Genomic DNA, 26,340 nt, shown 5'->3' with positions numbered 1-26,340 from the left:
CTAACTCAAAAGAAGGTGGTTAAATATGAGAAAAGTAGGATTTTTTTTAATATTTTTAATGATTGCGTTGTCTGCTTGTAACTTAAGTGGTAATCCATGTTCAACTGTAAAAGAGAAGGATTTAAAAGAAACTTTGAAGATTAATTTTGATAGTATTATTGAAAAAAATGAAATTAAAGGAACTAATCTCTGTCAGGTTGTAGTTCAACGTAATGGAGGTTTTAGTATTTTTTATGCATATCCTGATGGAAAAACTTTTATCTTTGGAGATATTTATAAAGATGGTACATTTTTAAGTAAAGCAACTCTGGAAAGAATGCAGGAGAAGCTTTTTAAAAATTTTCTATCAGAAATAGACAGTGTTGTTGCTTTTTCTTATAAACCAGAAGGATACAATAAATATATTTATATGATTACTGATCCGGATTGTCCATTCTGTGAAAAAACTAAAGCAGCAGTTAAACAATGGGCTGATGCAAACAAGGTTGAAATAAAGGTGATCCTTTTGCCTCTTGAAAGTCTTCATCCTCAGGCGAAAGATAAATCCATAAAAGCAGTCTGTTCAGGAATGCAATATGATGATTATTTGAATTCCAGATGGACAGGAAATAAATGCTCAGAAGGTGTTAAAAAGATAGAAGATTCAATAGCACTTATGAAAAAAATTAATATAAATGGAACGCCTTCATTTATCTCTTTTAATGGGAAACGCCTGATGGGCTTTTCACCTCAGGAGCTTGACAATATTATAAAGTAAAGGAATTTTTCTTTAAAAATTCATAAAAAAGTTTATATATATGAGGTAAAGTTCTTTTAGTAGAACTAGCTATATAAAAGGCTCTATTCATCTGATAGTTTTTTATTTTTATTGCTTTTAGTTTCTGACATTCTATTTCGTCTTTAATGGCATGAATTGAAAGAATCGAAATACCCACACCATTTTTTATCGCCTGTTTTACAGCATCTGTGCTGCTTAAAATACAAACCACTTTTAATTTTTCAATATCTATTCCTATGTCATTAAACCAGCGTTCCATTTCTTTTCTTGTTCCTGAACCTTCCTCCCTCATTATGAAAGAATATCTGAGAATTTCTTCAGGTTCAATAAATGATTCATTAATAAAATCAGGACTGGCTATAACGAGTTCATCATTCATAAAAGGTGTATATTCAATTTTTGATTGATGAAGTTTTGTTCCGACTATTCCCATGAAAATCTGTCCAGAAAGCAGGCTGTCTGATACAGTTTTTGAATCTGATATGCTTATTTGAATTGAAATATCAGGATAGATGTTTTTGAAGGAAGATATTAACTTAGGAAGAATATAAGTTCCGGGAATACTACTTGCTGCAATATGCAGATTACCTGATGGAGTTGATTTGATTTTCTGTAAATCATCTTTTAATTTTTCAACTTTTTCTATAATTCTAACTGCGTGATCATAAAGCAGTTCTGCCTCTGTTGTCGGAATGATAGATTTACCGATTCTATCAAATAATTTAGAGTTTAATTCTTCTTCAATTGTTTTTATATGTTCACTTATTGTGGGTTGTGTTAAAAAGAGTTCCTTAGCAGCTTTTGAAAAACTTTTATTTTTAAATACAGATATGAAAATTTGAAGTTGATGAATATCCATGCAGACATTTTAGCAGAATTATGTTAACATTTGACAGATTTTGTTTTTTTTGATATCCTTTTCTTAAATGAAAAGACTGCTGGCTGTTTTTATTTTTATTGTGTTTTTAACTTCTAATGCTTACTCCTTTGATAGAAAAGGATTTTCACCAACAGCGCCATTTTCAGTATTTTCTACTTTTTCTGCAGAATCTCCCAAAAAAAAGCAGGTAGCGATTGATCTTGGATTTGAAGTTGCAAATAATCCTGATATAGAAAGAACAAATTTAAATATTTCCTATGGATTAACCAATAATCTTGAAATTATAACTAATCTTCCATACAATCTTTCATATAAAAACTCAGGAGATGATGCTGGTGCAGAGGACATTAATCTGGGCTTTAAACACAGGATAATTGATGAAACTACATATATACCAGCTTTTGCATATATGCTTTATATTGCAGGAGACATCGGTAAGGAGGAATTTTCTACTGAGGGAGGGGCTGGTGGTGGTTTGATTCTTACAAAAAAAATAGGACCGGTTAAAGTACATGGAAATGTAATGTATTTTCATCCAAATAGAGAAGATTTAAAAGAGACATGGAATATTAATCTGGGTTCAGAACTGAGTGTAAGTTATAACTCAAGTATTCTCTTTGAAATCATAGGCAGAAAAGCTATTGATGAAAACAAAATAGACCTTTTAGAATGGAGACTTGGCTATAGGGTGAAAATAACAGATTGTTCTTATACTACTGTAGGAGCTGGTTTTGATATAAAAGATAGAAGTCCTGATTTGAGGCTTATGTTCAGTATTAGTGTTGTTTTACCGGGTGAAAAACAAAAGCTTAAGAGAATTGTAGAAGATAGTGATTAATGTTATAATAATTCATGTTTGATTTGGGTTTTCAAGAACTTATTGTAATCTTTATCGTAGCCCTTTTAGTGGTAGGACCCAAAAGACTCCCTGAAATTGGTTATACACTTGGAAAAACAATAAACGAACTGAAAAAGGCTTTTCAGGGTGCAAAGTCTGAAATGGAACAGGAAATCAATGAAGTAAAAAATACAGTTGATGAGATTAAGCAGGACATAAAAAATCCACTTGAACTAAAAAACGAGCTTTTCAAAGATATGCCCTCCTTTTCAGATTTAAGAATAGACAAACATATTGAAAACATCGCAAGAAAAGAGATTGAGAAAAAGGAGTAATGATGGATGGAAGAACAGAAGATGTCTTTAATAAATCATCTTTCAGAACTCAGAAAGAGGATTGTAATATGTCTTGGAGCACTATTAGTAGCTTTTATATTTACATTTAGTTATTCTGAAGATCTTTTCAAGCTTTTGCTTTTCCCTCTTAATTATACTCCCAGGTTTTCTTTAAAAGAAGGTATAAGTTTTATTACTGATCAGAAGCTGCACAATACTAAGCTTGTTTTTTTAGCTCCTGCAGAGGCATTCTGGATGAACATGAAGATTGCTCTGGTAAGTGGTTTTATTATTGTAATTCCAATAATTTTCCATCAACTCTGGAAGTTTGTTTCGCCAGGGCTATATCAGCATGAAAAAAAATATGTATTACCATTTGTTTTAACTGCAACAGGACTTTTTTTGATCGGTGTTGCTTTTTGCTATTTTATAGTTCTTCCTTATGCAATGGATTTTCTGCTCAATTATAAAGTTGGCGATTTTTTAATGCCAATGCTTTCTGTCGGCCTTTATATAGATTTCCTTTTAAAGTTTCTTCTTGCCTTTGGTCTTGTTTTTGAACTTCCTGTGCTTATTGTTATCGCTACAAGAATGGGTTTCATAACACCTCAGACATTAAAGAAATATAGAAAATTAGCAATAATTCTTGCTTTTGTAACAGCGGCAATGATTACACCAACTCCAGATGCATTTAACCAGACTCTTATGGCTGTTCCCATGATAATTCTCTATGAAGTCGGAATATGGGCTTCTATATTGATAAATAAAAAAGGAAGAAAAGATGGAGAGAAGGAGTAAATCGTTAATATCTATTGCTTCTGACATTGCTGAAGGATTTGTTACAGTAAATCCTTTATTTCTAAAACAATTTCCAGAAAAAGAGCTTAAAGAACTTCGCGATGTATTGATAAAAAAGGAAAGGCAGATAAGGGGAGAGCCTTTTCCATTCAATGACCCATTATTAATAAGGAAGAGAAATATGAAACTTCAGAGGCTTTATCAGGCTATGGTTGTTATTAAAAATTTTATGGAAGGCAGAGTATGAAGATAGCACTTACTGGATTTTTTAACTCAGGCAAAACAACTATTTTTAATGCTATGACTCATCAGAAAATTGAGACATCTCTCTATCCAGCACCTGCTGATGTTGTACACAAAGGAGTGTTACAGGTTGATGATTTACGATTAAGGAGGATAGCTGAACTTATAAATCCCAAGAAAACTACTTTTGCTACTGTGGAGTGTTTCGATACAGCAGGATTAATCAAAGACAATCCATCTCACAATGCAAAAGTTATAGGGCAAATAATGGATGCTGATGCTTTGATATATATTTTAAGAGGATTTGAAGACTTGTCAGTTCCTTACCAGTTTAATACAGTTGATCCTGTAAGAGATTTTAATGAACTTGAGTATGAATTTATAATGCTCGACCTGGAACTGGTTATTAAAAGAATTGAGAGAATGGCCGAACAAAAAAAGAAGGGACAGAAGATAAATGAGAAAGAGATGGAAGTTTTAGAATTTTTAAAAGAGCATCTTGAAAATGGCCGTGTTCTGAGGACAGTTGAACTCAGAGAGGAACAAATGCGCGAAATAAGACATTTAAATTTTCTGAGCTTGAAGCCAGCATTTGGGGTTATAAATGCTGATGAGGACTCATTTAATACTGGAAAATTTAAAAATACTGGTTTCCTGCTAATATGCGGTACTTTAGAAAATGAAATTATAGAACTGCCAGATGATGAAATTTCAAATTTTTTAAATGCTATGGGCATAGATGAACCTGTAAGCAAAAAAATAGTAAGAAAAGCTTATGAAATACTTAACTACATATCTTTTTTTACTGCAGGACCAAAGGAAGTCAGGGCATGGACCATCAGAAAGTCAACTAAAGCCGCAGAGGCAGCAGGCAAGATTCATTCCGATATTCAGCGAGGATTTATTCGTGCTGAAGTAATATCTTATAATGATTTCATTTCAGTAGACGGAGATTTTACTGTGGCAAAACAAAAAGGAGTTTTAAGACTGGAAGGAAAGGAGTATGAGGTAAAAGATGGAGACATAATAACATTCAGATTTAAAGTATAATTTGGGGGAGGTGTGGGATGAAAAAATTTTTATACGAGTTGGATAGAAAGATTAAGCTGCGCTGGAAAATGGTAATTCCTCTGGCTTTGGCAATCGCGTTTGGAGTGATAGCAACTTTAGTTGTTACGGGATACGGAGTTCAAAAAATAGCTCAGAATACAGCAGTTCATTTTGGTGCTAAAGAAGTTCCAGAAACTGTAATAAAAGAGGTGAGAACTTTTCAGCTTGTTTTTGCTGTGCTAGGTTTTTTAGGCATTATTGGAGCATCAGTAACAGTTTATGTAACTTACATGTTCACCCACAAACCTATTAATCTTCTTGAAAGAACACTACGAAAAATCGCTGAAGGAGATTTAACTGTTAGTGTTGGATTTAAGGACAGAGTTGATATTGTTGGTAGACTTGCTTTGAGTATTGAAAAGGTTTTACAGACATTTATAAATCTTACAGATAAAGCTTTAGAGTACTCTCAGAAACTTGCTGATTCAGTTGACAGATGCAATAAGGTTATAGATGAGACAATAGAAGGAGCAAAAAAGCAAACACAACAGGCAAATCAGATTGCCACTGCAGCTGAGGAGATGACACAGACCATAACAGATATAGCCAGTAATGCTTCAAAAGCATCTGAAACTGCAACAGAAGCCATGGAAATCGCAAAAAATGGACAGAGAGTCTCTCAGAATGCTATTAAAAAGGTCAGTGATGTTTATCAGACAACTAATGAACTTGGTACGATGATAGACCAACTTAATAAATCTGCTTCTGAAATTGGAGAGATTGTTACTGTTATTAAAGATATAGCTGATCAGACGAATCTACTTGCTTTAAATGCAGCAATAGAGGCGGCAAGGGCAGGAGAGCAGGGAAGAGGATTTGCAGTTGTTGCTGATGAGGTGCGCAAGCTTGCAGAGAGAACAATTCGTTCAACTGATGAAATTTCTGGAAAGATAAACATGATTCAAAAAGAAACAGCAGAGACTGCTAAGTCTATGAATAAAGAATTAACAGAGGTTAAAGATGTAACAGAATCTGTAAAAGGTATAGGTAATGCTCTGGAGGAAATACTTTCCTATGTTGAAAAGGTTAAAGACCAGATAACTCAGATAGCAACAGCTGTTGAGGAACAATCTGCTGCAAGCGAGGAAGTTACCAGAAACATTGAAGAATCTGCAAAGATTGCTTCTCAGATAGAAAAACTTGCTGAAGCAATAGTTAAAGATTCTTATGCAATTCTTCATGTATCTTCTGATCTAAGGCATACTGCTTCAACAGTAAAAACAAAAAGAACACAGGAGATGCTTTTCGACATATTTAAAGGAGACCATGAACGACTGATGATCAGAATTAATGCTCATTTAAAAGGTATAGAAAAACTTGATCCTGAAAGACTTGCAGATTATCATTCCTGTGGTGTAGGAAAGTGGTATTATGGAGAAGAGGGACAGAGATTTAGAGATTTACCGGGATTTAAAGAGCTTGAGGATATTCATAAAGCATGTCATATCCTTGGACGGGATATAATCTTAGCACATAATTCAGGAGACCATGAAAGAGTGAATAAACTGCTTCAGGAAGCACAGAGAAATAGTGAGAGATTAAACAGAATGTTAGACCAGCTTAAGAGTGATTATCTTGCAAGACTCAGGTAAAGAATGGTATTATTAATTAAACTTTGGAGAGGTGGCCGAGTCGGTCGAAGGCAGCCGCCTGCTAAGCGGTTGTGGGGCCAAAAGCTCCACCCAGGGTTCGAATCCCTGCCTCTCCGTTTTCTGACATAATGGATTCTTATTCAATTATATCTCAGTTTTCTTATCCTGGTTTGTTTTTTTTACTGATTCTTGGTGGAATCGGAGTGCCCTTCTTTCCTGAAGATTTAATTCTTATTGCATGTGGAGTTATGATTTCTCTTGATATTATTCAACTTGTTCCTGCAGTATTGATTTCTTATGCAGGGCTTATTATCTCTGATTTTATGCTTTACTGGGCTGGAAGAAAATTCGGAAGAAAAATAGTAACTAACCCTAGATTCGAGAGAATTTTATCTCCTGCCAAGTTAAGGATTCTTGAAAAAAAATTTAGAAAACACAGCACATTGATAATGTTGCTTGGAAGACTTCTTGTAGGTTTTCGTGCTCAGGTTTTTTTACTTTCAGGAATTACAAGGGTTTCAATGATAAAATTTTTAATTATTGACTCATTTGGCTCTGCAGTAGTTCTCTCTATTATGATTACTGCTGGATATCTTGGCGGCAAATTTCTGGAAAGTGTTCAAACAGGAATGCTGTATATGGAATATATTGTTGGTTTTTTAGTTATTCTTGTAGTTATTCTGATAATTATTTATTTATCATACAAGTGTTTGATAAAAGGGAATAATAGTTCACAGTCATAAATTTTATCTTGGAAAATCTTTATAATTTCAGAAATTTTTTGCTAAAATAGTCAAAACTCTTTTTTGAGAGGTGTTTTATGGAAAAAGTAGAGATTAGATGGCATGGAAGAGGAGGGCAGGGAACTGTCACAGCTGCTAAGGTATTTGCTGATGCATGTCTTAGCGGTGGAAGATATGTTCAGGCTTTTCCTGAATACGGTCCAGAAAGAGCAGGAGCACCACTTAGAGCATACAATAGAATAAGCTCAAAGGAATTAAGAATGCATTGTCCTGTGTCAAATCCTGATGTGGTTGCAGTGGTTGATACTACTTTAATTGAAAGTATTGATGTTACAGAAGGTGCCAAAGATAATACGATATTTATTATTAATTCATCAAAAGATCCTGGAGAACTCAGAAAAAAGCTTAATTTAAAACCAACCCAAAAACTTTATGTTGTTGATGCCACAAAAATTGCAATTGAATGTTTTGGAAGACCTATGCCCAATTCACCAATGGTAGGTGCTTTGAACAGAGCTACAGGACTTGTTCAGCTTGAGACTCTTTTTGAGGATGTAAAGAAAAGTTTTGGCAAAAAGTTTTCACAGAAAATAATTGATGGTAACCTTCTTGCTGTCAAGAGAGGTTACGAGGAGGTGAAGGAAGGATGATAGGATGGAAACAAATACCACCAGGAATGGTTATTCTTGAGCCTGGTTCAGCTTTAAAATTTAAAACCGGTTCATGGAGAGCATATAAACCAAGATGGATAGAGGAAAACTGCATTCAGTGCTTGAATTGCTGGCTTTACTGTCCTGATAATGCTGTGAAAGTTCAAGATGGCAAAAGACAGGATTTTGATTTTGACTACTGTAAAGGATGTGGAATCTGTGCTTTAGAGTGTCCAGGTAAAAAAGGTAACAAAGCAATTGTAATGGAAGAGGAGGTAAAATAATGACAAAAATTGTGGCAGTTACAGGAAATGAGGCCGTGGCAAATGCTTTTCGCCAGGCAGAACCTGATGTATGTGCAGCCTATCCAATCACTCCTCAAACTGAATTAATGCAGAGGTTTGCAGCGTTTGTTTCAAATGGGCAGGTTAAAACCGAGCTCATTCTTGTTGAAAGTGAACATTCTGCTTTAAGTGCCTGCGTTGGTGCTGCAGCTGCAGGTGGAAGAGTTGCTACAGCAACATCGTCTCAGGGACTTGCATTAATGTGGGAGATTTTGTTTATCGCTTCAGGATTAAGATTACCAATTATTATGCCTGTTGTAAATAGAGCTATTTCAGCACCGATAAACATACACTGTGATCATTCTGATGCAATGGGGGCAAGAGACAGTGGATGGATTCAACTATGGAGTGAAAATGCCCAGGAAGCATATGACAATACAATTCAGGCATTCAGAATTGCTGAGCACATGGATATAAGACTTCCTGTAATGGTCTGTTATGATGGCTTTATAATAAGTCATTCTATAGAGAGAATTGAGTATCTTAACGATGAAGTTGTGAAAAAATTTATTGGTGAGTATAAACCTCTTTATCCTCTTCTTGATATTGATCATCCAAAAAGTTATGGTCCACTGGTTTTAACAGATCTCTATATGGAAGTGCGTAAAGCACATTCAGAAGTTTATAAAAAAGTTCCTGATGTTGTTTTATCCATAGCAAAGGATTTTGAAAAGATATCAGGTAGAAAATACGAACTTTTTGAATCATACAGACTTGATGATGCAGAGATTGGAATTGTTATTTTAAATTCTGCAGCAGGAACAACTAAGGATGTTATAGATGAATACAGAGATAAAGGAGTTAAGGTTGGATTACTGAAACCAAGACTTTTCAGACCGTTTCCTTATGAACAGATCGGGAATGCTCTGAAACATTTGAAAGCAGTTTGTGTTCTTGACAGAGCTGATGCTTTTGGAGGTTCTTTTGGCCCTCTTTACCTTGACATAGCAACAAGTCTTTGTAACCACAGTAAAAGGCCTTTAGTGATTAATAGAATTTACGGACTTGGTGGAAGAGATTATATGCCAGAGCATGCAGCGGAAGTTATTGATGAATTAATTCAGATTGCAGATACTGGTAAAGTAAAAAGCTTTAAAGAATATATTGGAGTGAGGGAGTAATATGACAACACCTTTAAATCTTAAAGAATTATCGAAAAAAGAATTAAGATTTACTTCAGGACACAGGTTATGTGCAGGATGTGCAGCACCAACTGTTGTAAAGATGGTACTTCTCGCAGCCTGTGATTATCCGGTTATTGCAGCATCAGCTACAGGTTGTCTTGAGGTTTCTTCCTGTATATCAACATATACAGCATGGAAAACTCCCTGGATTCATAATGCCTTTGAAAATGCTGCAGCCACACTTTCTGGAGTTGAGACAATGTATAGAGCACTAAAAAAACAGGGTAGAATTGATAAAGATATAAAATTTATAGCAATTTCAGGTGATGGTGGAACATATGATATAGGTTTTCAGAGTCTTTCTGGAGCAATGGAAAGATGGCATAATATGCTTTATGTTTGTTATGACAATGAAGCTTATATGAACACTGGAATTCAACGTTCAGGTGCAACACCGACTTTTGCTGATACAACAACCTGCCCTGCAGGTGCGGTTATTCCGGGGAAACCTCAGCAGAGAAAGGATTTAACAAAAATTATGGCAGCACATGGGATTCCATATGTTGCACAGGCTTCTCCAAGTCACTGGCCAGATTTAATGAAAAAAGTAAGAAAAGCTCTTGAAATTGAAGGTCCAAAATTCATAAATGTTTTTACACCATGCAATCGTGGTTGGAGAACAAGAACAGATGATGCAATTCTATTAAGTAGACTTGCTGTTGAGACCTGTTTCTGGCCACTTTATGAAGTTGAAAATGGAGTAACAAAAGTTACATTCAAACCTAGAGAGAAAAAACCTATAACAGAGTTTCTGAAGGCTCAGGGAAGATTTAGACATCTTTTTGAACCGGGCAAAGAAAAACTTGTTGAACAACTTCAGCAGATGATTGATAATAATTGGGAAAAGCTTCTTAAAGAAGAAGAGATGTTTGCTCCAAAAGAAGAAACCAAATAAACAATCTTTCTGGCTCTCTGTTTTTTGTTGCAGAGAGCCATTTTTTTTTCTATTTATTTTTGTTATAATATTCCTTATCATTTTTTATAAAGGTGGTAAATGGGCTCTGAGGCTTTAACACACAGATATTTACCTGTTCTGATAGTGATAATTATATCAATTATTATTGGTATGAGCATAATTGTTATCAGCAAGCTGGTTCGTCCTAAAAGACCTTATACATTAAAGCTGACTCCATATGAATGCGGAATTCCTTCAGTTGAAGATACATGGGAAAGATTTAATTTAAAATTTTATATTGTAGCAATAGTGTTTGTAATATTTGATGTAGAAACAATTTTTCTATATCCATGGGCAATTGCCTATAAAAAAATCGGGTTTTATGCTTTGATAGAGATGTATCTTTTTATTGTTATTTTATTTATTGGTTATTTTTATGCGCTTGGTAAAAATGTTTTTAACTGGAGTAAGGAATGATTCATATTATTGACACAGTAACAGAGCCTGTTGAAGTTGAGGAAGGAATTAGAGTAATTCCAGCAGCGAATACAATTATAACAACGCTTGATAAAATAGCAAGCTGGGGGAGGATGTCTTCTCTGTGGCCTCTTACCTTCGGTCTTGCATGTTGCGCTATAGAGATGATGGCAGCTGCAGCATCTCATTATGACCTTGACAGATTTGGGATTATAATGCGAGCAACGCCAAGACAGGCAGATGTTATGATTGTGGCTGGAACTGTCACAAAAAAAATGGCTCCGGTAGTAGTAAATCTTTATCATCAAATGCCTGAACCCAGATATGTAATTGCAATGGGAAGCTGTGCCTGTAGCGGAGGAATTTTTAATACCTATAGCACTGCTCAGGGAGTAGATGAAATTTTACCTGTCGATGTATATATTCCCGGATGTCCCCCAAGGCCTGAAGCATTAATTCAGGGAATACTAAAATTACAGGAAAAAATTAAAAATGAGTCATACATTAAAAAGGGCAGTCAATCAACTATATGTTTAATAGATAATGATTTTAAACGGAGCAAACATGAATCTAACAGATATAGTGAAAAAGATCAAGGATAAGTTTCCTCAAGAAATTTTATGGCTAACATGTTTTAGAGAAGAATATTCAATTACTGTTAAAAAAGAAAAAATTAAAGAAATTTTAGTATATCTTAAAAAAACTCCTTCTTTAGAGTTTGACTATCTTGTTGACGTTACTGCAACTGATTATCTTGGTTTTAGAGAGCCTCGTTTTGATGTTGTTTATCACCTCATGTCCATTAAATATAAACATAAAATAAGAGTTAAAGCACAGGTACCAGAGGAAGGATGCTGCATAGACTCGATTACAGATTTATGGGCAACAGCAAACTGGTTTGAAAGAGAGTGTTTTGATATGTTTGGAATTATGTTTACAGGGCATCCTGATCTTAGAAGAATACTTATGCCCGAGGATTGGAATGGATTTCCTTTAAGGAAAGACTATCCGGTTAAAAGTGCTCTTGGAGACAAGGAATGGGAAACATACAGGGAATTAAAAGAAACTTCAAGAGGCTGGAAAGAAAATGAAAAATAACAATCTCGCTGAAAAAGAGTTGATTGTTAACATGGGCCCACAACATCCTGCTACTCATGGTGTTCTCAGACTTGTTCTTGAAGTTGAAGGTGAAATTATTAAAAAATGCACTCCCTATATTGGTTATCTGCACAGGGGAGTTGAGAAGCTTTCTGAAGATCTGACGTATGTGCAGAGTTTACCTCTAACTGATAGGCTGGATTATCTTTCAAGTATGGTAAATAATGTTGGATTTGCTCTCGCGGTTGAAAAACTTGTTGGCATAAATGTTCCTGAGAGGGCAAAATTTATAAGAACCATTATGTCAGAGATGACAAGAATATGCAGTCATCTTGTATGGCTTGCCACACATGCACTTGATATTGGTGCGATGACAGTTTTTCTCTATGCAATGCGAGATAGAGAATACCTGTTAGAACTTTTTGAAATGATAGCAGGTGCAAGATTAACAGTAAGTTATTCCAGAATTGGTGGCGTTAGATGCGATATAAATGACGAATTTCTTGATAAACTTGGCAAATTTATAAATGAATTTCCTGATAGAGTTGAAGAATATGAAACACTGATAGACCGTAACAGAGTATGGTTAAAAAGAACAAAAGGAGTTGGGGTTATTTCAGCAGAAGAAGCAATAAACTATGGTCTTACAGGTCCGGTTTTAAGAGGTTCAGGTGTTTACTATGATGTGAGGAAATTTTTCCCTTATGATGCTTATGATCAGGTTGAATTTGAAGTTCCTCTTGGTAAAAATGGAGATATCTATGATAGATACAGATGCAGAATGCTTGAATTCAGGCAGTCAGCAAGAATCATCAAACAGTGTATAGAAAAGATTCCTTCAGGTTCTATTCTTGCTGAAAATGCTCTGCGAATAAGAATGCCTGAATCTCCATTGAAAATTGATAAACAGGACATTAGTTTTGAGTTATATATTGAAGATAAGCAAATAGAGAGTTTCATTGAAAAATTTCCTGAAGTTTATGCCTCTGTAGAAGCTCCTCGTGGAGAACTTGGATTTTATATAGTTTGTGATAACTCCTCCAAACCTTTTAGAGTGAGAGTACGTGCTCCTTCATTTGTTCATGCTGGAGTTCTTCCAAAACTATGCGAGGGTTCGTTGATTGCTGATGTAATAGCAAATATAGGCTCAATAGACATTATTCTTGGAGAGTGTGACCGATAATGGAAACACTTAATCTAATTTTTCTAAGTGTGATTTACACCGCGATTTATTTTGGTATTCTTTTGCTTCACATCGCTTATGCCACCTATGCTGAAAGAAAAATTATCGGGCATATTCAATTGAGACTTGGTCCTATGGTTGTAGGCCCCCATGGATTACTTCAGCCAATTGCTGATGTGGTTAAGCTTATTTTTAAAGAGGATATCGTGCCGTCACGAGTGGATAAATTCATTTTTAAAGTTGCACCTCTTATAAGTTTAACAGCTGCATTGAGCAGTTTTGCAGTAATTCCTGTAAATCAGAACTGGGTTATTTCAGAGATAGATGTTGGATTACTTTATGTCTTGGGCATTGCAGGACTAAGCGTATATGGAATTGTTTTTGCCGGCTGGTCATCCAATTCAAAGTATGCTTTTCTGGGGGGTCTTCGTTCTGCAGCTCAGATGATCAGCTATGAGGTAGCTCTCGGTCTTAGCCTTGTTGGAGTAATTTTAATGGCTGAATCATTTAATCTGACTGAAATAGTGAATAAGCAGAGTGAATACTGGTATGGAATGTTTTTACTGCCTCAAATTATCGGATACTTTGTTTTCATTGTTGCAATGCTTGCTGAGACCAATAGACTGCCTTTTGACCTGCCTGAAGCAGAGACAGAGCTTGTTGCAGGATATTTTGTTGAGTACTCTGGCGCAAGATTCTCACTTTTTTATCTTGCCGAGTATGCAGCAATGTTCTGTATGTCAGCTCTTGCTGCAATATGTTTCTGGGGAGGATGGACTGTTCCGCCATTTTTGATAGAAGCTTTTCCATTTCTCGAAAAAGTACCGGGTATTGTATGGTTCCTTTTAAAGCTCTATTTCCATATCTTTTTGTTTCTGTGGATCAGAGGAACACTTCCAAGATACAGATATGATCAGCTTATGGCAATAGGATGGAAAGTTCTTATTCCTCTGGCACTGGTAAATATAGTATTGACTTCAATATTAAAATATTATTTATGAGAACATTATGAAGCTAAAGGAAATTTTAAATAAGATATTTTTGATTGAGATTATTAAAGGCTTGTCATTGACTCTTAAAATGCTCTTTAGCAAATCAGTAACAATTCAATATCCATTTGAGCGAAGAAAAGTATATCCTGGATTTAGAGGTAAACATGCTCTAATAAGAGATCCTTTTACAAATAATACCAAATGTATTGGATGTATGAGATGTTCAACTGTGTGTCCATCCAGATGTATCTATATAAAAAGAGAAAAGGTTGAAAATAAAATGGCTGTTACGGACTATATAATAGATGCTTCAAGATGTGTATTCTGTGCATACTGTGTTGAAGCATGCCCTGTCTGTGCACTGGTTTTAACCGAGGACTTTGAATACTCAACATATTCACGAAACACTCTTATTTTTAATAAAGAACAGCTTCTTAAAAACTGGGACGAGTTTGTCCAGAAATGGCCTCAAGATTTGTATTTTAATAAATTCTGGCAGCCTCCGGGCATTGATCCATCAAGGTGGCCAAAGGCAAAGAGGGAACAGAAGCCTATTCCCCTTAGAAGAGTGGTTGAAATAAAGAAGGAGGATAATAGTGAACCCGCCGATAATTGAACAGATATTTTTTATATACTTTTTTATTAGTTTATCCTTTCTCAGCCTGTCGGTAATTATTTCAAAAAATATCATGCACAGTACGTTTTTCCTGCTCATTTTTCTTCTACATGTTGCAGCACTTTTTTTATTTTTAAATGCTGAGTTTTTGATGGTAATTCAAATTATCGTTTATGTTGGAGGAGTTCTTGCTTTGTTTGTATTTGCGATTATGGTGATGAATATAAAAGAAGAATTCAGGCATAAAAAATTTGTGAAGTTTGCTGGAGCTGGATTGATAACAGGTTTTTTATTTTTTATTGGTATATACCTGTTTATTAAAGGAGCCAGAACACCTCAGGAGACTCTTCCACCCGTGGATGTAAACTTGATTGGCAGGCTACTTTATTCTTACTATCTTTTGCCATTTGAAATACTTTCCCTGGTTTTACTGGTTGCACTTGTTGGAGGGATAATCATAGCCAAAAAGTTACCAAGGGAGGAAAAATGATACCGCTTAACTGGTATCTGATTTTAAGCTCTACTCTGTTTACGATTGGTTTAGTGGGTTTTATTGTCAGAAAAGACCTTATTGTCATGCTTATGTGTCTTGAGATTATGTTTAATGCCGTGAATATCAGTTTTGCTTCTTTCAGTTACTACAATGCTAGTTTAACAGGACAGATTTTTGTGCTTTTTTCAATTGCTGTGGCTGCCTGTGAAACTGCTATCGGTCTTGCTATAGTGCTTGCATTAGTGCGAAATATGAGGATTAACCATTCTGATGAGATTACTAACTTGAGAGGTTAAAATGGATGAAAGATATTACATTTTAATACTGCTTTTTCCACTTGCGGGATTTTTATTCAACATTATTGTGGGCAGATTTGTCCGTCCGAAGTGGACAAGCTGGGTTGGTGTGATGTCAATATTTGGGTCTGCAATAGTTTCAATGTTTGCAATTTTTGATGTTATGTCAGGTAAAACCATTGAATACAATGTCTATACCTGGATACTCTCTGAGGATTTAAAGATAAACTTCGGTTATCTGATAGACCAGCTTACTGCTGTAATGCTTTTTGTTGTTTGCTTTGTTGGCTGGCTTATTCATATTTATTCTGTTGGGTACATGCATGGAGATCCAGGTTATCCAAGATATTTTGCCTATCTTAATCTCTTTGTTTTTTCAATGCTCATGCTCGTGATGGGTAATAATCTTGTTCAGCTTTATTTTGGATGGGAGGCTGTTGGGCTTTGTTCGTATTTCTTGATTGGATTCTGGTATAAGAAAAAATCAGCAGCTGATGCCGGTAAAAAGGCATTTATTGTTAACAGGGTAGGAGATTTTGGTTTTGCTTTAGGAATTTTCCTCTTATTTGTAAGTGTTTATGCCTTGAATTATAGTGAAGTATTTCATAAAATTCCTTTTCTTCAGGGTAAGACTATAAATATTCTTGGCTGGGATGTTGATTTAATCACCTTAATTGCTTTGCTTCTCTTCTGTGGTGCAGTTGGAAAGTCCGCTCAGATACCTCTATATGTTTGGCTTCCTGATGCAATGGAAGGACCAACTCCTGTTAGTGCACTAATCCATGCTGCCACTATGGTGACAGCCGGGGTATTCATGGTTGCTAGACTCAATCCCCTTTACGGACTCTCAGATACAGCACTGGCAGTTGTTGGTATTATAGGTGGCATAACAAGTTTATTTGCAGCAACAATGGGACTTGTACAGCGAGACATGAAGAGAATCATAGCCTATTCAACAATAAGTCAAATTGGCTATATGTTTATTGCCTGTGGTGTTGCAGCCTATGGTGCTGGAGTATTCCATCTCTATACTCATGCATTCTTTAAGGCTCTTTTATTTCTGTGTGCTGGAAGCGTGATGCATGCAATGTCTGGAGAGCTTGATATTTATAAAATGGGTGGATTAAGAAGAAAAATGCCGGTTACATATATTACTTTTCTCATTGCTGCTCTTACAATATCCGGAATTCCTGGATTATCCGGATTTTTCAGCAAAGACGAGATACTATGGTTTGCTTTTTCGTCAGGGAAGCCATATGGAAAGTTTTTATGGGCCATCGGAACAATTACAGCAGCTCTGACAGCATTTTACACTTTTAGAATTCTTTTTGTTGCATTTCATGGAAAGTTCAGAGGAACTGTTGAAGATTTTAAGCATGTTCACGAGTCTCCACTGATAATGACCATTCCTTTGGTAGTACTGGCAATTGGTTCAGTTTTAGTTGGATACTTCTCTGTTCCTCATTTTCTGGAACCTATTGTTGGTAAGGTTTCTGTCATGGCAAATTATGCCCAGGAAAGATTCGTCATGATAATCTCAATAATTGCCGGGATTTCTGGTATTATGATTGCCTGGTACATGTATATCTTTAAACCTCAGCTTCCAGAAAGGCTTGCTAAAACTTTTCAGGGAATCTATAAGGTTCTATGGAATAAATATTATGTCGATGAAGCTTATAGCTTCCTTTTTGTAAAACCAACTATATGGTTTGCGGATAAATTCATTGAAAGATTTACAGATATTAGGATAATAGAGGGAATAGTTAATGGAATTCCGAAGCTCTGCTATAATGCTGGATTATGGGCAAGACGGATTCATAAGGGTTATTTACAGCAGTATGCGATATTCATGATTATAGGGATTTGTATCTTTATTCTAATTCTCCTTAGTAGGTGAGGTTAAAACTATGCATGAAGAAGTAGCAGTTAATGGAAGGATAAAGTTTGAGCTCAGAAAACATCTTCTGCTTTCTTTGGTTGTTCTTATTCTTGTTGGTAGTGTGATTGTTGCTTTTGGTTTTGCAGCGAAGAATCTACAGTATCCTGTTCTTTCCACACTTATATTCTTCCCTGTAGTCGGTGTTGCTTTTATTGCTATAATTCCACGAGATAAAGAGGAGTTAATAAAACTTTCAGCACTTTTAATCGCAATTGTTGAGTTTGTTTTGACTATTCCTCTTTACATATCTTTTGATAGAACAACTGCTCAGATGCAATTTAAAGAGGAGCATTTATGGATTCCTCAGTGGGGAATCAAGTACTGCCTTGGTGTTGATGGAATAAGTGTTCTTTTCATTCTTTTAAGCAGCTTGCTTACAATTTTATGTATAACAGTGTCCTGGAATGAAATTATAAAGAAAATAAAGGAGTTTTACGGAGCTGTTCTTCTCACTCATGCTGCAATGATCGGAGTGTTTATGAGTCTTGATATCTTCCTTTTTTATATTTTCTGGGAAGCAATGCTTATTCCAATGTATTTGATTGTTGGAGTATGGGGTGGACCAAACAGGATCTATGCTGCAATAAAGTTCTTTCTTTATACTTTTCTGGGAAGTCTTTTGATGCTTGTTGGGATAATAGTGCTTTATCTGTATACAGGAACCTCAGATATGCTCACTCTCATGAAGACTGCGTATCCTTACAGAATGCAGTTCTGGTTGTTCCTTGCATTTTTTGCAGCTTTTGCAGTTAAAGTGCCAATGTGGCCTGTGCATACCTGGCTTCCTGATGCTCATACAGAAGCACCGACTGCAGGCAGTGTAATTCTTGCCGGAATTCTTATCAAGATGGGAGCTTATGGATTTTTAAGGTTTAATCTTCCAATGTTTCCAGAAGCGTCTATTGCAATGAAGCCATTTATGATGATTCTTTCAGTTATTGCGATAATTTACGGTGCTCTGATATGTCTGGTACAAAAAGACCTCAAACGCCTTATTGCATACAGCTCGGTAAGTCACATGGGATTTGTAACACTGGGCATTTTTGCACTTAATCAGCAGGGAATTCAAGGTGGAATTCTCCAGATGGTCAATCATGGAATTGTTACCGGTGCTCTATTTTTATGCATAGGAATGATTTATCAGAGAACGCATACTCGACTGATAAAGAATTATGGAGGAGTTGCCACAATAATGCCTGCTTATTCAGCATTCTTTATGACTTTTACTCTGGCATCCATTGGATTACCAGGTACAAATGGGTTTATTGGCGAGTTTTTGATACTTCTTGGAGCGTTCAAAGCATGGAAGCTCATGTGTGTTCTTGCAGCCATTGCATTGATTATCGGTGCAGTTTATATGCTCTGGCTTTATCAGAGAGTGTTTTTTGAAAAGACCAATCCAGAGTTTTTGCATCACATAGATGATTATGGAGACCTTAATGCAAGGGAGATAATTACACTGCTTCCTCTTATGATAGCGGTAGTCTGGATAGGATTTTATCCTAATGCTTTATTGAGTTTTATGGACATTTCGGTTAAAGAATTAATTGAGCATGTAAGAACTGTAACGGAGGCTATGAAATGAACATACCGCAGATTCCTTTAAACTTTGAAGCTCTTATACCTGAGATAGCCCTTACTGGTTTTGCATCATTGATTTTACTTGTTGGACTCTTTAAAATTAGAAATGAAATTCTTTTATGGAGCTCTGTCTTATTTTTACTGGTTCTTACGATATTAATTCCATCTTTTGAAGGAAAATCATTCGGCGAGATGTTTCTTAATGACTTTATTGCTATATATTTAAAAATTATAATTCTTGCAGGAACTGCCATTTCTTTGCTTGTTCTTGCTTCATACTTAAAGGAAAGATTGATTTTACTCAATGAGAGCATTGCTCTTTTGCTTTTTTCTGCTCTTGGAATGATGCTTATGGTTTCAGCAAGAGAGTTAATGAGTTTTTTTGTTTCTTTTGAACTCATGTCTTTAAGTATCTACATTTTAGCTGGGATAAGAAGATACGATCCCAGATCAAATGAAGCTGCAATCAAGTATTTTATGCTTGGCGGACTTTCCACAGCAATCATGCTTTTTGGAATAGCTTTTATCTATGGAGCCACAAATACAACAGATTTTTCCGACATTATAAACTCAATATCAAATTATCCGATGCTGAGTCTTACAGGACTTGTTCTGTTTATAGTGGGGCTCTGTTTTAAAATAGCCATTGTTCCATTTCATATGTGGGCACCTGATGTTTACGAAGGATCTCCAACTCCTGTTACAGCTTTTATATCAACGGTTCCAAAAGTTGCTGTACTTGGAGCATTTGGAAGAATTTTGATTGAAATTTTTAAAAGCTACTATTTTGAATGGAGCAGTTTCTTAATTGTCCTTTCAATTCTTACAATGGCTGTGGGTAATCTGGTTGCTCTTCCTCAGAAAAATATTAAAAGAATGCTTGCTTACTCAAGCATTGCACATGCTGGCTATATAACTCTTGGATTAATTGTAGGAACTCAAACAGGATTTAATGCGGTTGTTGTTTACATGCTTATTTATACTTTAATGAATATCGGTGCTTTTGCAATGGTAATACTATTCAATGAAGAAAACATAGAAAACTATAAAGGGCTTCATAAATTTCATCCTGCACTTGCTCTTGCAATGCTCATATTTATGTTTTCGTTAACAGGAGTGCCACCAACTGCAGGATTTATTGTCAAATTCAATATCTTCCTTCAAGCTATAAAGGCAGACCTTACCTGGCTTGTTATAGTTGCTGTGATTTTTACAGTCATATCAGCTTACTACTATCTAAGAATAGTGATGTACATTTACATGAAAGAGCCTGTAAAAATGCCACAGCCAGTTTTTTCAAAAGAGCTTGAGATAGCAGTTCTTGTTTGTGTTATAGGAGTTACAGTTTTAGGTGTTCTTCCTTTATTTTTAATATAAAGCTTTAAACCAACAAAATTGTCATAAAATAACAATTGTGATATAATCCTATTACATCAAATAAAAGATCAAGCCATGAGGAGGTGTGATATGCAGTTTTACTCAGTAAAGGTTGAGATTCCAGAACAATGTAATATAATTCTTGGGCAAACTCATTTTATCAAGACTGCTGAAGATCTCTATGAAATTTTAGCAACTCATATATCTCATGCTAAATTTGCTGTTGCTTTTACAGAAGCATCAGGTCCCTGTCTGATTCGTGCTGAAGGAAACGATGAACAACTCAAAGAAGTATGCATTAAAAATTTACAGAACATTGGAGCGGGTCATGTATTTTGCATATTGATGAAAGGTGCATTTCCAATAAGTGTATTAAATGCAATTAAGATGTGTCAGGAAGTATGCAATATTTACTGTGCAACTGCAAATCCTCTTGAGGTAATAGTTGCGGAAACTGAGCTTGGTAAAGGAATTCTTGGAGTAATTGATGGATTTGCACCAAAGGGAGTTGAAAAACCAGAGGACAGACAGTACCGGAAGGAGTTTTTAAGAAAAATTAGCTATAAACTTTAAGGCAAACCAACTCCTTCAATAATGGTTCCGCAACCTGTGCAGCGGGACTTTTTAATGTTTATTTTATTTACAGAAAATCCAAATCTTTCTATAACAACATTTTTACATGCCGGACAGTAAGTATTTTCACCGGCTTCTCCGGGTATATTTCCGGTATAAACAAATTTTAGTCCTTCTTCAAAACCAATCTTTCTTGCCTGTTTCAAAGTTGAAACAGGAGTTCCTGGTTTATTCAGAAGTTTATATGTTGGATAAAACTGTGTTACATGCCAGGGAATTGACGGATCTATTGATTTAATAAATTTTGCAGTCTGTCTTAAAAATTCATCTGAATCATTTAAATCAGGAATTATTAGAGTTGTAATCTCAACCCATACCCCGAGTTCTTTAAATAGATTTATATTTTGCAATACAGGTTCAACTCTTGCTCCACAAATTTTTTTATAAAAATCATCATTGCCTTTAAGATCAATGTTTATTGCATCAATATAGGGAGCTATGAACCGCAAAGCTTCCTCTGATATGTAACCATTGCTTACAAAAACATTTTTAATGCCTTTTCTCTGTGCAAGAACCATACAGTCATGAGCAAACTCAAGAAAAATTGTTGGCTCAGTGTAAGTGTAGGAAATACTTTTACATCCACCTGTTATGGCTTCTTTTACAACATCCTCAGGAGTAAAATCCTCTCCAGAAATATCTTTATAGAGCTTTGGATGCTGAGATATGGTGAAATTCTGGCAATGAAGACATCTAAAATTACACCCTACTGTAGCAATTGAATATGATAAAGAACCAGGATAAAAGTGAAAAAGAGGTTTTTTTTCAATAGGATCAATATGATTGGCTATGATTCTTCCATAAACAAGACTATATAGTGTGCCATTTCTGTTTTCTCTTACTCCGCAGATACCTCGGCCATGAAGTGATATTATGCAGTAATGGTTACATAACAGGCATTTAACTTTTTGATCAGGAAGCTTTTCATAGAACAAAGCTTCTTTCATTATTTTTTAGTTCTACCGCCACGTTGTTTTTTAGAAGTAGTTGAAGCTTTTTTAGTTGTTGCTGCTTTTTTGGGTTTTCTTTCAGATTGAGGCTTATCTTCTACTTCTGATTCCATGATTTTATATTTCTCTATAACAATTCTTTCTGCTTCAAACCAGTTGTCAAAGTCTCTTCCAGGAATGAATCCACTTTTAACATACAGTTCATAAGCCAGCTGTCTGATTTCATCTTCAAGTTTTTCTCGATCAATCATTTTGCCCTCCTATAATTTAGTTGTATTAATAACAGTATATCAAATAATTAAAGATCTTGCATAATGCATCGATATTGGATAAAAACTTTGAATGGAAAATAATGACTAAAACTAAATTTGTGACGTTCTTTTTCAAACCCAAATACAGATTTAATGGAGAGGGATGGTGGGATTGAACCCACTGCATGAATATTACATCACGCATCTCTGATTTTGCAGACCAGAAGAAGAGTGCCACTCTCACATCCCGCACCATTAATTTAAGATAGATATTTCCAAAAAGTAAAATAGATTTTTTCTATTAAAGCCACATAAGTCTATCGAAATCAGGAGGAGGAATGCGAATTTTTATAAAGCCAATAATAGGCACTCTGTCTATTAAATAACTGTTTTTAAAAATATCAATAAAAAAAATAAGATATTCTCCAGACTTTACTTCTAGTAAATTAAATGGCAGTTCGATTTCGAAGACTTCATTAAATGTAACATTTTTTAATGTATGTTTTTTTGTCCAGTTTTCATTCTCCTGAACAAACACTTCAGCTCTCTGGACATTTAGTTTTTCATACAATATTTTCATTCTTTTAGGTTCGATAATCTGTATTTGGATTTTTAAATCCTCAAAAGCATTTAGTGAATCTAGATGATATGGATCAAGTCTGAGAAAAAGACTTTGCTGATTGAATCCATAATACAGATCAGAAAAAAGGCTTTCTGATCTGTGCATACTTCCTCCCATTCTCTGAAGATTAAACTTTCCTGCTTCAAGCCATTCAAAATAATTTGTAACCTTACCATCAATTTTAGGAGTTATATAACCTCTTGGTTCAATTTCAGGTTTAATCTCTCTCATTCTTTTACTTATAGGCACATAAAGAAAAGCGGGTGGTTCTTTTTCCATTTTCAAATAAACTGCAGTTAAATGATGTCTGTAAATTTCATCAAAAACTTCTTTAGTTTCTGTATAATGTTCATCACCATACCACCAGTTCCAGTCACTTCCTTCTGCGATATATATTTCTTCCCATGCCTCTTTGATATCTTTATCCGGGTTTTCTTTTTGATACAAAATAAGTTCTTGCCTAACCTTGTAAAGATAATCCCATGAAAGATTATCTTCTGCTCTGCCAATCCATATTGAAAAATCAGCATTAATCCATGAACCAGGAAAAACTTTAGTTAAGTGCTTTATATCAGGAGTGTGATTAAGGTATTCAGAAAATGTAACTGTTTTAATATTTTTATTTTGATCCAGAGCTTGATAAAGTTTTTCAAGAAAATTCCAGCCATCATTTTCATAATACTCCCATGCATTTTCTCCGTCAAGAATGACTGAGATAATACCTGACGTTATCTGCGAATTAACAATACGATTTAAAAAATCATTAGCAGCTTTTTGAGCTTCCCATCCAGAATAGACAAAGCCTATTAAATCTGAAAGAATTCTATCTCTAAAAAAAATTTTTACTCCTTCAAACTCATATGGTTGATATAGTACTGAAGGATTGATTAGATTATCTCCAGTCCGTAATTTTTCATTTATTGATTTGCTCAAAATTTCTTCATCGGTTGCTATCCATTTAATTCCTGATTTTGCAATCAATTGTATAACTTCTTCACTTACAGAGCCTTCAGATGGCCATATTCCCTTAGGTTTGAATCCAAACATATCTTCAAAGTAATTTATAGCCATGGTGATTTGAGCTTCTGCATCCTCTGGTGCTCTGAAGTTATGTTGTGGCAGTACTGCATGCGGCATACATTCTCTGGCTTTGTAATTGTCATAAATAAGTGGTAATATTGGATGATAAAATGGTGAAACAGATAGTTCAATCTGTCCAGATAAAGCCATTTCTTTGTAAGAGGGGACTATGCGTTTTATAATTTCAAAATGTTTATCAAGAAGAAGCATTTTTTCTTCCTCAGTAAAATTTTTTCCTTTTTGTTGTAAGTCATTTAAAAAGGGATCTTCTTTCCTGTGTAATGGGTCTATCCATACAAGATTGAAAAAAACCTGAAGGTCTCTCATTTCTTGAGGTGTGAACTTTTTCGACAATTTTTTGGGATCAGCATAGACTTTCCCTCTTTTTTCAAGTAATTCTCTGTATCGTGGAAAAATATAGACCATATTCTTCCAGTTTGCAAGAAAAAAGTTTTCAAGAATAAAAGCTTTTTGTTCCTCACTGAGTTCTTCTGCAGGAATAATGGTATGTTCAATAAATATATCTGTTGAGCCATTTTCATATTCTTTAAGTTGTTTTAGTAATGAAGGAACCAAATTAAAGGTAACTTTAACTTCAGGAAATTTTTTTACAATAAGAAGCATATCAAGATAGTCTTTTGTTGCATGTAACCTTACCCATGGAAGCATGAATTTATTTTTTAATGGATCATAATAGTAGGGTTGATGCATATGCCAGAGAATTGCTAAGTTGATGCTCATCTGTCTTCTTTCTGAAATTGAAAAACCATTTCTCCCTGTTTAACAAGTCCAAACTTTTCTCTTGAGTATTTTTCCAGGTAAGAAGGATTATTTTTAAGGAGATTTATTTCATTTTTAATGGCTGTGTTTTCAGCCGAAATCTCATTGATTTCTTTTAAAAGTTTTTGTTCATTTTGCTTTAATTTTTTATATTTTAAATAACCCATATCGCCAAAGAAGAAACTATAACCAAGAAAAATCATTACTGAAACGACTATGAAAAGAAATATTTTATTTCTTCTTTTTTTTTCTTTTACAAGCTGTTCTCTTAGAGAATACTTTCTCACTCTATAAACCAAGATTATAGAATGCTGAAAGTCCTCTAAATTGTGCTATATCATTTAACTCTTCTTCTATCTGTAAGAGTCTGTTATATTTGGTAATTCTATCACTTCTTGAAAGAGAACCTGTTTTTATAAAACCAGTATTACAGGCAACTGCAAGGTCTGCTATGGTAGTATCTTCTGTTTCTCCAGAACGATGAGAGACAACTGCTGTATATTTATTATTTTTTGAAAGCTCTATTGCTTCAAGCGTTTCTGAAACTGTTCCGATCTGGTTGAGTTTAATTAAGATAGAGTTTGCAATTGAACGATTTATTGCTTCTTTAATTATTCTTGGATTTGTAACCACCAGGTCATCTGCTACAAGTTGAATCCTGTTTTTTAATCTCTGACTGAGTAATTCCCATCCTTCCCAGTCTGCCTCACTCATTCCATCTTCTATAGAAATTATTGGATATTTACTGATCAGATCTTCATAATAATCAATCATATCTTTTGAATTTAATTTTTTGCCTTCAACTTGGTAGAATCCTTCATTGAAAAACTCAGAAGCTGCTGCATCTAAAGCAATGTAAATCTCTTTTCCAGGTTCATATTCGGCCTGTTTTATCGCTTCAATAATAAGCTGAATGGCTTCTTCATTGCTTTGAAGCATAGGAGCAAAACCACCTTCATCACCGACTGCTGTACTCAGTCCTCTTTTTTTAAGAATTCCTTTAAGAGTATGAAAAACCTCAGCTCCTGCTTTTAAAGCAAGGGAGAATCTGGTAAAGCCAGCAGGAACAATCATGAACTCCTGAATATCAAGATTGTTATCTGCATGGGCACCACCATTTATTATATTCATCATTGGTACAGGAAGAAGCTTTGCATGTGTTCCTCCGATATATCTGTAAAGAGGAACTCCGAGTTCTTCTGCAGAAGCTCTGCACACGGCCATTGATACCGCCAGGATTGCATTGGCCCCAAGTCTGCTTTTGTTTTCTGTTCCGTCAAGCTCTATCAGGAATTTATCAATTCCTTCCTGGTCAAGACAATCCAATCCTATAATATTAGGAGCTATCTCGTTGATTATATTTTCAACTGCTTTTTGAACTCCTTTGCCGGAATATCTTTTTTTATCACCGTCTCTTAATTCAAGAGCTTCTCTTATTCCAGTAGATGCTCCAGATGGAACTGTTGCTCTTCCAAAAAAACCGCTGTCAAGATACACATCGCTCTGAACTGTTGGATTCCCTCTGGAATCAAGAACTTCTCTTGCAATTATTTCAATAATTTCTCCCATAGCAGACCTCCCT

Annotated in this window: 30 protein-coding genes and 1 tRNA gene; 25 read left to right on the top strand and 6 right to left on the bottom strand. The window is 35.1% G+C overall.

Annotation, left to right across the window (positions count from 1 at the left end; all coding sequences use genetic code 11):
• The first annotated feature begins 25 nt into the window (after positions 1–25).
• Positions 26–757: a thioredoxin fold domain-containing protein gene (locus G581_RS0106380; RefSeq protein ID WP_028845113.1), complete on the top strand. Its 732-nt coding sequence runs from the start codon at positions 26–28 to the stop codon at positions 755–757.
• On the opposite strand, the gene G581_RS0106375 is transcribed toward G581_RS0106380, so the two are convergent.
• Positions 747–1,637 (bottom strand): selenium metabolism-associated LysR family transcriptional regulator, encoded by an 891-nt coding sequence (locus G581_RS0106375; protein ID WP_028845112.1) that lies wholly within the window; start codon positions 1,635–1,637, stop codon positions 747–749. The two genes, G581_RS0106380 and G581_RS0106375, sit on opposite strands and share 11 nt — an antisense overlap.
• A gap of 67 nt (positions 1,638–1,704) precedes the next feature.
• On the opposite strand from G581_RS0106375, the gene G581_RS0106370 reads away from it, so the two are divergent.
• The 24 genes from G581_RS0106370 (at position 1,705) to G581_RS0106255 (ending at position 21,015) form a co-directional block, all read left to right on the top strand.
• Positions 1,705–2,496: a hypothetical protein gene (locus G581_RS0106370; RefSeq protein WP_028845111.1), complete on the top strand. Its 792-nt coding sequence runs from the start codon at positions 1,705–1,707 to the stop codon at positions 2,494–2,496.
• Positions 2,497–2,510: 14 nt separating this feature from the next.
• The gene (gene tatB, locus G581_RS10845) at positions 2,511–2,831 is read left to right on the top strand and encodes a Sec-independent protein translocase protein TatB (protein ID WP_051178966.1); all 321 of its coding nucleotides are present in this window, start codon (positions 2,511–2,513) and stop codon (positions 2,829–2,831) included.
• Between the two features lie 6 nt (positions 2,832–2,837).
• A complete protein-coding gene (gene tatC / locus G581_RS0106360) occupies positions 2,838–3,629 on the top strand; it encodes a twin-arginine translocase subunit TatC (protein WP_028845110.1) in 792 nt (263 codons plus the stop codon).
• A complete protein-coding gene (locus G581_RS0106355; RefSeq protein WP_028845109.1) occupies positions 3,613–3,876 on the top strand; it encodes a hypothetical protein in 264 nt (87 codons plus the stop codon). Before tatC ends, G581_RS0106355 begins: the two co-directional genes overlap by 17 nt.
• A complete protein-coding gene (locus G581_RS0106350) occupies positions 3,873–4,922 on the top strand; it encodes a DUF933 domain-containing protein (RefSeq protein WP_028845108.1) in 1,050 nt (349 codons plus the stop codon). Before G581_RS0106355 ends, G581_RS0106350 begins: the two co-directional genes overlap by 4 nt.
• A 17-nt stretch (positions 4,923–4,939) precedes the next feature.
• Positions 4,940–6,574 carry a methyl-accepting chemotaxis protein gene (locus G581_RS0106345; RefSeq protein WP_028845107.1) on the top strand — a complete coding sequence of 545 codons (1,635 nt, stop codon included), beginning with the start codon at positions 4,940–4,942 and terminating at the stop codon, positions 6,572–6,574.
• Positions 6,575–6,599: 25 nt separating this feature from the next.
• Positions 6,600–6,690 (top strand) — tRNA-Ser (locus G581_RS0106340).
• A 12-nt stretch (positions 6,691–6,702) separates the two neighbouring features.
• Positions 6,703–7,317 carry a DedA family protein gene (locus G581_RS11910; protein WP_028845106.1) on the top strand — a complete coding sequence of 205 codons (615 nt, stop codon included), beginning with the start codon at positions 6,703–6,705 and terminating at the stop codon, positions 7,315–7,317.
• A gap of 77 nt (positions 7,318–7,394) precedes the next feature.
• Complete coding sequence (locus G581_RS0106330; protein ID WP_028845105.1) at positions 7,395–7,967, top strand: 2-oxoacid:acceptor oxidoreductase family protein; 573 nt, start codon at positions 7,395–7,397, stop codon at positions 7,965–7,967.
• On the top strand, positions 7,964–8,251 hold the full coding sequence (locus tag G581_RS0106325; protein WP_028845104.1) for a 4Fe-4S binding protein: 288 nt from the start codon (positions 7,964–7,966) through the stop codon (positions 8,249–8,251). Before G581_RS0106330 ends, G581_RS0106325 begins: the two co-directional genes overlap by 4 nt.
• Positions 8,251–9,432 carry a pyruvate ferredoxin oxidoreductase gene (porA, locus tag G581_RS0106320; RefSeq protein WP_028845103.1) on the top strand — a complete coding sequence of 394 codons (1,182 nt, stop codon included), beginning with the start codon at positions 8,251–8,253 and terminating at the stop codon, positions 9,430–9,432. Before G581_RS0106325 ends, porA begins: the two co-directional genes overlap by 1 nt.
• A gap of 1 nt (position 9,433) precedes the next feature.
• Positions 9,434–10,390 carry a thiamine pyrophosphate-dependent enzyme gene (locus tag G581_RS0106315; RefSeq protein ID WP_028845102.1) on the top strand — a complete coding sequence of 319 codons (957 nt, stop codon included), beginning with the start codon at positions 9,434–9,436 and terminating at the stop codon, positions 10,388–10,390.
• A gap of 99 nt (positions 10,391–10,489) precedes the next feature.
• Entirely contained in the window at positions 10,490–10,867 is a 378-nt protein-coding gene (locus G581_RS0106310; RefSeq protein WP_028845101.1) for an NADH-quinone oxidoreductase subunit A, read from the top strand.
• A complete protein-coding gene (locus G581_RS0106305) occupies positions 10,864–11,469 on the top strand; it encodes an NADH-quinone oxidoreductase subunit B (RefSeq protein ID WP_028845100.1) in 606 nt (201 codons plus the stop codon). The genes G581_RS0106310 and G581_RS0106305 overlap by 4 nt, the downstream gene beginning before the upstream one ends.
• A complete protein-coding gene (locus tag G581_RS0106300) occupies positions 11,432–11,965 on the top strand; it encodes an NADH-quinone oxidoreductase subunit C (protein WP_028845099.1) in 534 nt (177 codons plus the stop codon). The genes G581_RS0106305 and G581_RS0106300 overlap by 38 nt, the downstream gene beginning before the upstream one ends.
• Positions 11,955–13,148: an NADH dehydrogenase (quinone) subunit D gene (gene nuoD / locus G581_RS0106295; RefSeq protein ID WP_028845098.1), complete on the top strand. Its 1,194-nt coding sequence runs from the start codon at positions 11,955–11,957 to the stop codon at positions 13,146–13,148. Before G581_RS0106300 ends, nuoD begins: the two co-directional genes overlap by 11 nt.
• Complete coding sequence (nuoH, locus tag G581_RS0106290) at positions 13,148–14,149, top strand: NADH-quinone oxidoreductase subunit NuoH (protein ID WP_028845097.1); 1,002 nt, start codon at positions 13,148–13,150, stop codon at positions 14,147–14,149. Before nuoD ends, nuoH begins: the two co-directional genes overlap by 1 nt.
• A 7-nt stretch (positions 14,150–14,156) precedes the next feature.
• On the top strand, positions 14,157–14,756 hold the full coding sequence (locus tag G581_RS0106285; RefSeq protein WP_028845096.1) for a NuoI/complex I 23 kDa subunit family protein: 600 nt from the start codon (positions 14,157–14,159) through the stop codon (positions 14,754–14,756).
• Positions 14,737–15,246 (top strand): NADH-quinone oxidoreductase subunit J family protein, encoded by a 510-nt coding sequence (locus tag G581_RS0106280; RefSeq protein ID WP_051178965.1) that lies wholly within the window; start codon positions 14,737–14,739, stop codon positions 15,244–15,246. Before G581_RS0106285 ends, G581_RS0106280 begins: the two co-directional genes overlap by 20 nt.
• On the top strand, positions 15,243–15,545 hold the full coding sequence (nuoK, locus tag G581_RS0106275) for an NADH-quinone oxidoreductase subunit NuoK (RefSeq protein ID WP_028845094.1): 303 nt from the start codon (positions 15,243–15,245) through the stop codon (positions 15,543–15,545). Before G581_RS0106280 ends, nuoK begins: the two co-directional genes overlap by 4 nt.
• Position 15,546: 1 nt before the next feature.
• The gene (gene nuoL, locus G581_RS0106270) at positions 15,547–17,442 is read left to right on the top strand and encodes an NADH-quinone oxidoreductase subunit L (protein WP_028845093.1); all 1,896 of its coding nucleotides are present in this window, start codon (positions 15,547–15,549) and stop codon (positions 17,440–17,442) included.
• Positions 17,443–17,452: 10 nt separating this feature from the next.
• Positions 17,453–19,069 (top strand): NADH-quinone oxidoreductase subunit M, encoded by a 1,617-nt coding sequence (locus G581_RS0106265; RefSeq protein WP_083962644.1) that lies wholly within the window; start codon positions 17,453–17,455, stop codon positions 19,067–19,069.
• A complete protein-coding gene (locus tag G581_RS0106260) occupies positions 19,066–20,442 on the top strand; it encodes an NADH-quinone oxidoreductase subunit N (RefSeq protein ID WP_028845091.1) in 1,377 nt (458 codons plus the stop codon). Before G581_RS0106265 ends, G581_RS0106260 begins: the two co-directional genes overlap by 4 nt.
• Positions 20,443–20,532: 90 nt before the next feature.
• Complete coding sequence (locus G581_RS0106255) at positions 20,533–21,015, top strand: adenosine-specific kinase (protein ID WP_028845090.1); 483 nt, start codon at positions 20,533–20,535, stop codon at positions 21,013–21,015.
• On the opposite strand, the gene amrS is transcribed toward G581_RS0106255, so the two are convergent.
• From amrS to eno, 5 genes are all read right to left on the bottom strand, one after another.
• Positions 21,012–22,022 (bottom strand): AmmeMemoRadiSam system radical SAM enzyme, encoded by a 1,011-nt coding sequence (gene amrS / locus G581_RS0106250; RefSeq protein WP_028845089.1) that lies wholly within the window; start codon positions 22,020–22,022, stop codon positions 21,012–21,014. The two genes, G581_RS0106255 and amrS, sit on opposite strands and share 4 nt — an antisense overlap.
• On the bottom strand, positions 22,022–22,276 hold the full coding sequence (locus G581_RS0106245; RefSeq protein ID WP_028845088.1) for a DUF2934 domain-containing protein: 255 nt from the start codon (positions 22,274–22,276) through the stop codon (positions 22,022–22,024). Before G581_RS0106245 ends, amrS begins: the two co-directional genes overlap by 1 nt.
• Positions 22,277–22,577: 301 nt before the next feature.
• The gene (locus tag G581_RS10840) at positions 22,578–24,719 is read right to left on the bottom strand and encodes a glycoside hydrolase family 57 protein (RefSeq protein ID WP_051178962.1); all 2,142 of its coding nucleotides are present in this window, start codon (positions 24,717–24,719) and stop codon (positions 22,578–22,580) included.
• Positions 24,716–25,045 carry an FtsB family cell division protein gene (locus G581_RS0106235; protein ID WP_038065305.1) on the bottom strand — a complete coding sequence of 110 codons (330 nt, stop codon included), beginning with the start codon at positions 25,043–25,045 and terminating at the stop codon, positions 24,716–24,718. Before G581_RS0106235 ends, G581_RS10840 begins: the two co-directional genes overlap by 4 nt.
• Position 25,046: 1 nt before the next feature.
• A complete protein-coding gene (gene eno, locus G581_RS0106230; RefSeq protein WP_028845086.1) occupies positions 25,047–26,327 on the bottom strand; it encodes a phosphopyruvate hydratase in 1,281 nt (426 codons plus the stop codon).
• Positions 26,328–26,340: the final 13 nt, after the last annotated feature.

This window comes from Thermodesulfovibrio thiophilus DSM 17215, assembly GCF_000423865.1.
Lineage (GTDB): Bacteria > Nitrospirota > Thermodesulfovibrionia > Thermodesulfovibrionales > Thermodesulfovibrionaceae > Thermodesulfovibrio > Thermodesulfovibrio thiophilus.
This window is presented reverse-complemented; position numbering and strand designations above follow the sequence as displayed.